Origin of the sequence: Acinetobacter sp. YH01022 (genome assembly GCF_013420235.1) — a bacterium.
Classification (GTDB): Bacteria; Pseudomonadota; Gammaproteobacteria; order Pseudomonadales; family Moraxellaceae; genus Acinetobacter.
On sequence record NZ_VOYP01000070.1, the window covers coordinates 1 to 9,375 of the forward strand.

A 9,375-nucleotide genomic window follows, 5' to 3' on the forward strand; every position below is an offset into this window, starting at 1 on the left:
TTTGTACAAACTTGGCATTAGCGGAACCGATCTGTGTCCATTGCTGATTAATTTTAGTTGTCGCTTGAATTTGCTGATCGGAAATTTTTTTCATTTCCTGACCGGCATTGCCTTTAATCTGCAGCGTTAACGAGACCGTAGTATTTTTTCCGCTCATAGTTTATGCCTTTGGTTTTGAATGCTTGCGAATAGTTGAAACATAGGTGGTATTGCCAGATGATTTAGGCACGTTAGATTGCTGTGGAACAGCGTTAGATTCACGAGGTTTGTTCTGATGAGTATTGTCTAGCCGCTCATCGCTAAGTAGTGCCATGGCTAAATGTAGAGGCATATTTTTGGCCTCTACATAAGGTATGCCTATTACAAAAAGGGCACGGATCAACCGTGCCCTAAGTTTTAGCTCTCGGCTTGCTCCTTTGCTTCAAGCTCTTCTTTTTTTCTATTCAAATAGTCCAGGTTAGACTTGGAAGAATGTCCAAGCATGTCATAAGTAATCTCATGCTCTTGGCCATCCTTATCGACCAGTTTAGTCATGGCAACCAGATCACCAATGCCAATATATTGCCCTGGCAATAGCTTCGCTTGAGCATCATAGTATTCAATTGCCGTAAGCTGTTTCATGACAATTTGCTTACTTTCAATTGTAGTTTGACCCACCAACTTTTTTAATGCGACAGGCAAGGTGCCTTCAATTTTGAGCTGATCCATTACATGCTCTCCTTAAGCATATCGAGAGCGAACATAGACAAGTTACGACGGGTTTCGCCTTCAACACTATAAGACTCGCTGACTTCACTTGTAGAACAGTCAATGTAAGTTTCACGGAATCCACCAGAAGGGGATTCAATAGAAATACGGGCATCTACGATGTTGTCCCAATCTACGGTGTCTTTACTATCCGGGATAATCACTGCGGCATTTAAAGTGTATGATTTAACGCCGCTAGTACGATACTTATTACGACGTTCACGGTTCATTGTAGGTACTGGACGACGGCCTGTTTGTTTTTGTGTTTCACATGAGGCGCAGTCATATTCTTTGCCATCCACAATCAGGACGATTGATCCAACAGCTTCTTCAGCCATTTTTAAAGCCTCTTATTAAAGATGACTTACTTTTACAGACTTTGATATATGTTTAATGCGGAAATATTTCCATAAAAAACCACCCGTGAAGGTGGTTTTTTAGGTCGATAAACGTAGTGATCAATAAACATTTAATGTTGCAGCAACCACATGCATACCACGTACCCAGTCAGCTGGAATCGAAGCATTCACACGATAGCGATCCGTTGCATCTTCAGTAACTGTAAGTTCATCAGCTGTTTCTTTCACATTCTGTAGAATCTCAGCATGATCCAGCTTTAATGCTTCAGCCAGGAAGATTGAACGCAGGTTACGACGCTGGGCTGCTGTATTTTTACGACGACGTTCTTTAGAAGCAGCTGTACGCATGACTTTACGCACGTAATCAATCGTTAAAGCGCCATTGATGTCCAGCATTAAATCATCAGCTAAACCGGTGTCCGGATTTTTCCGGTATGTTGACACGGCACGAACAATTTCAGGCTTACCATCAGCACCAGTGGCAATCACACAGACACCTGCTTTAAGAGCACGTTCCTGGCGTTCAAAAGTGAGTTTATAGCGGTCTTCAACTGGCTCAACACCACCCAAATTTACACCATTGAATGGCACAGCCGGGTCGTTAGAGTCAGCCAAGGCAGCAGCCATTGCTCCAGCAATTTCAGCCTCTTGACCTGTGGCACCATGATAACAGGCAACAACAATTCGATAGCTTGTTTCAACTGGAGCCTGGGCAGCAAATGTGGTTGCTGCATCAATATCCGTAAAAGGAATAACCAAAATAGCCGGACGTTGTTCAATTGCATCACTGACAAAGTGTAAATGGTCAGTCCATGCCATGGTCTGATCACCTACAGTCGGTGCGCTATTTAAGGCAATAATGGTATGGCCCAAGGGTGAAATGATGTCTAAGGTTTCATCGACATCAATAAATGGATTTTGAGGATCTGTATTATCCACTGCCAAAGTAATTGCATAGGCATCAACCAAGCGATTGGTTTTAACCGCGGCTTTAATCATCTTGCCGACTTTACTATCGGCAATGATTTTATCTTTTGCATCAGCTTCATCATAAATCGCAACGGGCTGAGCCATTACTTTTGCATCGTCGGTTACAAATAAAACTTTATGTTCATTTGATGGAAGACCGGCACGCTGCGTATTGATATTTACGTCAGTATAAATACCTGGTGTTTTAATACCTGCTTGAACTGGCGGCATATTTATTATTCCTTCAGATTGACTAAATCACTTTCATCAACATGCGTATCATTAGGCTGAAAGTAATAATCAAAATTAACTTTATGGATTTCAGATTCAGTTGCCGCTTCTTCACGGTCCCGATCTGAAGCAGTAATGGTGTATTGCGTCGTGAATTCTTGAGACAACACACTGATTGATTGGCTACGAGTTTTTGTATTGAAAATGGTTTTAGTTTTGCCAAGTTCTAACGGACTTAGTCCTTTTAAGCCTTCAGATGACAAATCATTCCCGATCAAAAGGTTTTGAACCTGATGAAGCATGGTAAAGGTGCCAATGTCTGAACCCGCACCATGACGTCGAGCTTCTTCATTTCTAACGGATTGAGCACCCACCAGAACCACAAAAGTAATCTGATATTCAGTCTTGTTATGACTGCTTTTTTTAGGTGTTCCAGAGCCGACGAAAGCTACCCAGATAGCAGGGAAGTGATTCACGATAGTGGAGATATCATCATCAAATTCACCGCCATAGGTTTTAATTTCCCGAATCCAATCCCAGGCTCTGCTCTGAACCTGTTTTGCCAGGACATCCTTAATGGCTTGCTCAATGGTGCCTAAATCCAGATTCACCATCCACGACCTCCAAAATCATGCCGGCCGACGGTCATCACCACGCTATTATTTGAAGTCTTTACTGGAGTACTTGCACCAATGGGTGAACTACCTAAAGCAATCGTTCCTTTTGAAATTTCCTTTAAGGATTTAACCGCATTTTCATAGCGTGTTTTGATGGGATCATTATCTGACATAGCACCTGTACAGGCATGGTAGCGTGCCATGTGGCACGCTAAGGACTTAAGAAATGGCGGCACAGTTTGTAACGGCAGGGAATAACGAGCAGCAATATAACCTTCGATTTCACTGTTTGCTTCATCCATCGCAGCATTCAGCTTGTCCATGTTAATTACGTCTTGATAAGGCTTTTCATTGTCCGTAAGACCAATGAGTTCACGCTCACCAAATTTTTCCGTCATTGCTTCAAGCGTTGCAAACATGGCCGTACTCCTTATGCTTCAGTACCATCAGAGCCGTAGGCCAACTGCCAGTGACCATAACCAGCTTCACCACGGGCTTCTGCACCAAATTTGAATTCACCTTCCATGAAGACTGCATCAGATTCAGCGGTGGTTTGCTGAACAAAATTAGGCTTTTTACGTGGTTGATAAATGAATGGCTTAAGCGGTTTAGAGGTATCTAACAAGAACCATGCATTTGGGTCTGTTAAACGGCCAGACACTTTTACTTTTGCTGTACCTTTGTAAGGGTTTGGCTTGCCATCTTCGAGTTGCGTCACCGTCATTAATGCATTGGCGATGTCTTCTAGTGCGGGTGGCACCAGTAAGATGTTTGGACGTACATTGAGTGGGCGGCCTTCTTCATCCTTTAAAGACTGCATTTGAGTACGTGCAGCACCATATGAAGCTTGAGCTTTGGCAAAAGTTTCAATTGAAAGTTTCTTAGTGCCTTTGTTGGATGCAGCTGACTTTCCGTTGGGATGGTTGGTTGCAAAGAATGCTTTACCGTCATAGCATTTTTTCGTAAAACCGCCATTCACTGCACCATAGACTAATTCGTCTGGCCACTGCTTTGCTGCATAACCTGCACCTTCAGCTTGCGCTTTATAAATGCCCAGTTGATCATCTTCAAGGTCATCACGACTTACAGCAATGGTGGTTTCGTATGGCTTATTCACAATCACATAATTATATTCAGACAGCTTTTTAACTTGCTTTTTACCGACCCATTCTTTCATGCCAGGGAAATTAGCTAACCAGGTATAGTCATTCGCTTTGGTTGTACTTGGAACTTCTGTGGCAATTTCAGGCCATTCTGCTTCACCAGCAGAGAAAGCGTTTGTGAATGCCGAGTTAAGGCTGACAAATAAGCCTGCAATTGTTGCACCATTAATTTTCATGCTACCCATACCCCTTCAGTAGTTACTTCTAAAACCACACCACATTCTGATTTTGTGTTTGTGGCTGATGTTTTGCAGACCGTTGAAGCATCATGGATATAACACTTCTTACCAATTAAGGTTTGATCTACCGCATCTGCACTTGAGTTATCCAATAAAAATGCAGCATGTGTACGCACTAAAACAGATACATCACCATCTGCACCACCAGTGTTATCAATGGTTTGATCTGCAATCCCTAAATAAGTTAGACCCGTTGCCGTTTTACCTTCTTCAGCAAAACCGGTTGATCCTGCCACGACGATGAAACCAGCATGAATAATGGCATTGGCTTTCAACTTGACAGAAATAAGACCCAAATCACGATGTGGGGTTTGGCGGTCTGACCCGCTTAAAATACTGCTCATGCATTTGCTCCTGGTAATTCAACACCCATTAAACGTGCAACTTCTAAAGCTTCAGGTGTGTAAGCTGCTGTTTGGGTATTTGCTGCAATACTGACGGTTTGGGTCTGTTGTTGATTAAGCGCCGCAATTTTGGGCAAGTCTCCTAAATAAGACTTCACAAATTCCGGATTGGTTTTGGCCTTGTCTTTGACCCAATCAATCGTGGCCTTACCTGTCAGACGACCGTCAGAACATGCCGCTAAAATCAGGTCATCCACTTCTTTGGCTTGCGCATTGGCAGCTACAGAGGTTGCCTGGGCCAAAGCTTCTTTATAAACAGCCATAGGTACATATTGAGTAGGATCTGGTTCTAGTTCCGCTAAAGTACTACCTTTAATTAACTGTGCTGCATCAACCAAGTCATATAAGTTTTGACCATTAGCAGCTAAATTAACGGCTGTTTTTTCTTTAATCTGTGCCTGCAGCTTGCCAAGCTCTGCCATAATTTCTTCCGCTGTTGCAGATAAAGGCAGATTCAGCATCCAGCGCAGCTGTTCTAATAGCTCTTCCATTGTGGAATCCTGTTGTTGTGAATTTTGAGATAAAAAGTCTTGAGCAGCTGCTGCAAGTTTGGCTTCAGGCAACTGATCTAAATTAGGTTTATTGGTAAGTGCGACGCTGTGCAGTCCAATAACTGCACCAGTCTTGTTGTAGAAGAGCACTGGAGAAATGTATTTATATTCATCCGAATCGATAAAGTTTTTCGCTTTATCGGTCCATTCAAATTGAGTACTACATATTCCGACTCCTTCTACATAGACAAAACCATTTTGTTTTAACCATCCAGCAGCAGGAGCAGGCTCACCAGTTTCAATTGCTTTTAAAGTGGCATGCTCATAATCAATGACCATGTCAATGTGTTGTTGATTCAATACAGCGACAATTTCATGACCACGCTCCGGAGTTAAAATCCATGCCGGTGCATCAAATGGACGACCATCGATACCGCGGAATTCACCTTCAGGGATAATCACGAAATGTTCAGACTGTGCTGATAAACTCATTGAGCAAGCAGCAATCAATGTTTTAAGCTTCATACTTCTGCTTCAGGTTTTAAGAAGTTTGAGTATGAGAAAAAGAGAAGGGTTTTAGGGTTGGAAGAATTTCCTTATTTTGCGTATTTTTCTATTTGGCGTTGTAAGGCGATTTAAGACACAAAAAATATTTCATTCAAGATTCATCAAATACATTTTTAAAAGATCATCAAAAGCAATCTAACGGCTATCTAACGCTATATTTAATTCATTCGAGTAGCTTCTGATAAAAATAATCTACATCATCATAAATGGCATTCTCTGCCTCCGGTTGCAAATTACCATTTTCATCCATAGGCATAAATGAACGCGCAGGGATATTTCCCCAGGGCAATGGTCCACCTCGTGAGGACTTTCCATACTGACCTTGTTTGGCACCAAATTGATGAGTTGCTGCCTTGGGATCAGCAGTACTAATACTGGCTTCAGTATCGTTAGAGTCTGGCTGAATACTGTCTCTAAGTTGTCCAGACTGGCTTAGAATTTTGCCTGGCTTACGTCTGGCCTCAGTAACTGGACTTAATCCAGCCCAGGCTGGGCGACCCTGGGCATCAAAGTTGTCTTCAACAATGGTGAGGAAGCTACCAGCAATTGCTGAAGTTAAGTCCTTCGGGCGGCTCAATCCCAAAGCGACTTTAGTGAACTTTCTGACTAACTCGTCATTATTGATTTGTATGATGCTCATAATCTATACTGAACTCTGAGATGGTAGTTTCCAAATAGAAAGGTTATGAATGCCGCAAGGCATTGATATTATGCTGTGCAAGTCGGCCGCCATCTCACTCTCGAATGACTTCATATTGTCCCGATTTGACCCCCGCTGAAATATCTGACTGTTTAACTTTAAAAATACTCACAATTTCAATGACGCCATTTTGAGCGCGTAAAGAAAGCTTAATGACTTTTTGCTCCTCACTATCCATACCTCTAAGCACATATAAAACACTGTCATTGTTTACATCATATAAAACAGTTTTTACTTGAGCGATGAGCAGCGGCAGCTCCTGCCATTCCGCAGTACTTAAAGCATCTCCAGCGGTTTCATGTCGTTTTGCTTTTTTGCCAATCAATAAACGGTCAGCAATGGTCACGATCGGGCTTTCTATTGATTGCCATTTATTTTGTAAAAACACAATATCTTCAGCCTGTAATACGCCTACAGTACTGGTTTTGCCCTGAGCTTTGCCAAAGCTCAGCGTATTATCAATAAAGGCATGATGCGCCTTTTGCCGAACTGGTGCCGTAATGATTTGCTGAACCTGTTTTAACCCCTGTTCATTGCCCAGATACTTGGTGGCACGGTTTGCCAGTACCTGATCCATGGCATAACTGGTGGCAGGCGAGTTATTAAATCCGGCAGCAGGGCTAAAGGTCAGTATGGTGCCATCTTGAGTAGGAATGTCAAAACGTTGCCATGTTCCATAAACATCTGCTCCCGTAAAACTGTCTACGCCAATTTTTTCAGAGTATTGGGTTTGATATCCTTCACTGCTCAAGATCTCTTTACCTTCGACTTCACTGGCTGATTTAGCAATGACACGACAGTTACAGCCAAACTTAGAAGGCGGATAGGCCACCGTCCAGAAAGGGTCATCTGCTCTTAAAATACGTCCATTCCAGGCTTTATGTTCTTCCCGGTAGTTCACCATAGTGATATGGCGGTATTCCCAAAACGGACGTGTTTCAGTCGCTTCCAGCATGGTCTTATAACGTCCAGCACTAAACGCTGAACGCATATTGGTATGGTAAATCGTGCGTAGCCGACGCGGTGATCCGAGCTGAACTTCCTGTTCCTGGCCAGCAGGATTGATCACAGTCTTTTTCCCCCACCAGCCTTTTTCCTGAAGTATCGGGGTAATCTCAGCCTGCCATTTTTCAAAGCTCTGACCTTTTTCCAAAGCAGTAATTAACGACTTTCGGATGTCCTGCAGTACATCCAACTTGGCGACTTTAGCCACAGTAAATGCCCGGCTATGGGCATCATCCAAAGTCTGATGCCAGTCCCAGCCAATCTTGTAGCCTTTGGATTGCAGATATTCAATGGCATCGGCGGGTGGCTTATTAAACAGGGCATTTAATTCAGGACGGTGAGGGGTTGGCATTATTCAGCCTCCGCTTCAACACTTAAGCGACCTAACATTTCACAGGCAAAAATCAGTTGAGTCAGTTTTTCCTGCAATGCCGGTTCATCATCATGCGGGTGCAGATCCGACAGCAGCTGCAGTACTTCATCCTCATTTCCGGTTTGCAATTTCTTTACTAAACCTGAAAGCCATTGCTCAGATACAGCCTGACTTTTTTCTACTTGTTCGTTTAATAGCAGTTGCATTGCTTGGTCTTCTAACGGGACGCTCACTGTATTGGCAGCCAGTCGTTGTGTTAGAAGCTGAGGTAAAAATGTATTGGCTGCAAGGTTAGGGGTAGGATTTGCAGATTGTGCAGGCTGTTTGTGCAGAATTTCTTCCTGGTCATCTGCAGGCATAGGAATACCAGTGCGCTCATGTGCCCAGCGCAATGGAATTCTCATACCATTATCTACAAGTGCGCCTATTGATTCGCTAAATACCTGCAGGTCTTCTGTTTCCGTTAAATCAAAGTAAAACTTTGGATAACGGTCTGGGGTAATATTCGGGTAGTTCAAACGCATGAGATGCGTCACCAGCGAATCATTGATGGATCGGGCAAGCTGCTTGGCATCCGATTTCATAATGACTTCAAACTGATTTTCATGGGTTTGGCTTTGTGCATTGGTACTGGTCTTGCCATCTGCCTGGCTCAGTAATGTTCCACCAACAATGATTTTGGACTGGGTCTGCTCACACCATTTAATTAGCGCCATGTGATTGTCAGTATCACCATTAGCTGCATTTTCAAAATCAATGGTCATGCCTTTAGGAATCACGCCACCGGCATTACGTCCAATGCTCATTACGGCTCGAAGCAAAGTCATTTTCTCTTCAGCCGTTGCACCTTCAGGATATTTACCAATACGGATCGGCAAGCCATAGATTTCCAAAAATTCCATGACATCACGGATGCCATAATTTTTAAACAGGAAGGGCCAGCTTAAAACTCGGTGTAAACCGGAACGGGCAATATAGCCTGACTTAGCTTTGTGGCGATGAATAAACCAGCCAAAGTCCCAGAACTCGGCACCTTCCATAGAACTATCATTCAGTCGAAGTTCATTTGGCTTATTGACGGGGGTCATAAAATTGCGTGCAAGCTGATGTTCAAAGCTTTCTGGCAGCCATAAATTACCTAAGCGCTGCCACTTAATTTCCTGGCAGCTGTAGCCATGACCAACAGCATCCATAGCATCAAAAAGAAACATCTCAAAGTCTTGGATTTCATCAATCCACTCATTGACTTCTTCTGCAATTTTTTTTTCCTGATCAGAGGCATTCTTAGGTGGATTTACTCCCCAAGGCAAACCATTCACGCCTTTTTTACGTTTATCCATTTCACTAAAAATATGACCGTCGCGTTCTTCCATATCTGCGAATAGATCGGCTTGGGCTTGCAGGCTGCCTTGTTCTGCACCTAACAGCAGCTGGTGAAGGCGTGCAGGTGTTAGACCAACAACAGGGTGTTCTTGCCACTGATTGGTAAACCAGGCAACGTCGGCAGTTT

The 9,375-nt window shown here is 43.2% G+C and carries 12 protein-coding genes; all 12 read right to left on the reverse strand.

Annotated elements, in window-relative coordinates; translation table 11 throughout:
• Positions 1 to 160: 160 nt before the first annotated feature.
• Positions 161 to 331 (reverse strand): hypothetical protein, encoded by a 171-nt coding sequence (locus tag FTT87_RS14990; RefSeq protein WP_180175049.1) that lies wholly within the window; start codon positions 329 to 331, stop codon positions 161 to 163.
• Between the two features lie 65 nt (positions 332 to 396).
• Positions 397 to 708, reverse strand: a complete 312-nt coding sequence (locus tag FTT87_RS14995) for a hypothetical protein (RefSeq protein ID WP_174560818.1) — start codon at positions 706 to 708, stop codon at positions 397 to 399.
• Entirely contained in the window at positions 708 to 1,085 is a 378-nt protein-coding gene (locus FTT87_RS15000; RefSeq protein WP_180175050.1) for a hypothetical protein, read from the reverse strand. Before FTT87_RS15000 ends, FTT87_RS14995 begins: the two co-directional genes overlap by 1 nt.
• A gap of 120 nt (positions 1,086 to 1,205) precedes the next feature.
• The gene (locus FTT87_RS15005) at positions 1,206 to 2,015 is read right to left on the reverse strand and encodes a phage tail sheath C-terminal domain-containing protein (protein ID WP_180175059.1); all 810 of its coding nucleotides are present in this window, start codon (positions 2,013 to 2,015) and stop codon (positions 1,206 to 1,208) included.
• 296 nt (positions 2,016 to 2,311) lie between these two features.
• The gene (locus tag FTT87_RS15010; protein WP_180175051.1) at positions 2,312 to 2,920 is read right to left on the reverse strand and encodes a phage protein Gp37; all 609 of its coding nucleotides are present in this window, start codon (positions 2,918 to 2,920) and stop codon (positions 2,312 to 2,314) included.
• Positions 2,914 to 3,342 carry a gp436 family protein gene (locus FTT87_RS15015; protein WP_180175052.1) on the reverse strand — a complete coding sequence of 143 codons (429 nt, stop codon included), beginning with the start codon at positions 3,340 to 3,342 and terminating at the stop codon, positions 2,914 to 2,916. Before FTT87_RS15015 ends, FTT87_RS15010 begins: the two co-directional genes overlap by 7 nt.
• A gap of 11 nt (positions 3,343 to 3,353) precedes the next feature.
• Positions 3,354 to 4,262, reverse strand: a complete 909-nt coding sequence (locus FTT87_RS15020) for a Mu-like prophage major head subunit gpT family protein (protein ID WP_180175053.1) — start codon at positions 4,260 to 4,262, stop codon at positions 3,354 to 3,356.
• On the reverse strand, positions 4,259 to 4,669 hold the full coding sequence (locus FTT87_RS15025; RefSeq protein WP_180175054.1) for a hypothetical protein: 411 nt from the start codon (positions 4,667 to 4,669) through the stop codon (positions 4,259 to 4,261). Before FTT87_RS15025 ends, FTT87_RS15020 begins: the two co-directional genes overlap by 4 nt.
• The gene (locus FTT87_RS15030) at positions 4,666 to 5,745 is read right to left on the reverse strand and encodes a phage protease (protein WP_180175055.1); all 1,080 of its coding nucleotides are present in this window, start codon (positions 5,743 to 5,745) and stop codon (positions 4,666 to 4,668) included. The genes FTT87_RS15025 and FTT87_RS15030 overlap by 4 nt, the downstream gene beginning before the upstream one ends.
• Before the next feature lie 205 nt (positions 5,746 to 5,950).
• On the reverse strand, positions 5,951 to 6,427 hold the full coding sequence (locus FTT87_RS15035; protein ID WP_180175056.1) for a phage virion morphogenesis protein: 477 nt from the start codon (positions 6,425 to 6,427) through the stop codon (positions 5,951 to 5,953).
• Positions 6,428 to 6,521: 94 nt separating this feature from the next.
• Positions 6,522 to 7,844, reverse strand: coding sequence for a phage minor head protein (locus FTT87_RS15040; RefSeq protein WP_180175057.1), 1,323 nt, complete (start codon positions 7,842 to 7,844; stop codon positions 6,522 to 6,524).
• A partial coding sequence (locus tag FTT87_RS15045) for a DUF935 domain-containing protein (protein ID WP_180175058.1) occupies positions 7,844 to 9,375 on the reverse strand: 1,532 nt, incomplete at its 5' end. The genes FTT87_RS15040 and FTT87_RS15045, both read right to left, overlap by 1 nt.

Bases quoted from the DNA above. Each gene is read 5' to 3' on its own strand.
- FTT87_RS14990 (WP_180175049.1), bottom strand. From the start codon at position 331: ATGCCTCTACATTTAGCCATGGCACTACTTAGCGATGAGCGGCTAGAC.
- FTT87_RS14995 (WP_174560818.1), bottom strand. From the start codon at position 708: ATGGATCAGCTCAAAATTGAAGGCACCTTGCCTGTCGCATTAAAAAAG.
- FTT87_RS15000 (WP_180175050.1), bottom strand. From the start codon at position 1,085: ATGGCTGAAGAAGCTGTTGGATCAATCGTCCTGATTGTGGATGGCAAA.
- FTT87_RS15010 (WP_180175051.1), bottom strand. From the start codon at position 2,920: ATGGTGAATCTGGATTTAGGCACCATTGAGCAAGCCATTAAGGATGTC.
- FTT87_RS15015 (WP_180175052.1), bottom strand. From the start codon at position 3,342: ATGTTTGCAACGCTTGAAGCAATGACGGAAAAATTTGGTGAGCGTGAA.
- FTT87_RS15020 (WP_180175053.1), bottom strand. From the start codon at position 4,262: ATGAAAATTAATGGTGCAACAATTGCAGGCTTATTTGTCAGCCTTAAC.
- FTT87_RS15025 (WP_180175054.1), bottom strand. From the start codon at position 4,669: ATGAGCAGTATTTTAAGCGGGTCAGACCGCCAAACCCCACATCGTGAT.
- FTT87_RS15030 (WP_180175055.1), bottom strand. From the start codon at position 5,745: ATGAAGCTTAAAACATTGATTGCTGCTTGCTCAATGAGTTTATCAGCA.
- FTT87_RS15035 (WP_180175056.1), bottom strand. From the start codon at position 6,427: ATGAGCATCATACAAATCAATAATGACGAGTTAGTCAGAAAGTTCACT.
- FTT87_RS15040 (WP_180175057.1), bottom strand. From the start codon at position 7,844: ATGCCAACCCCTCACCGTCCTGAATTAAATGCCCTGTTTAATAAGCCA.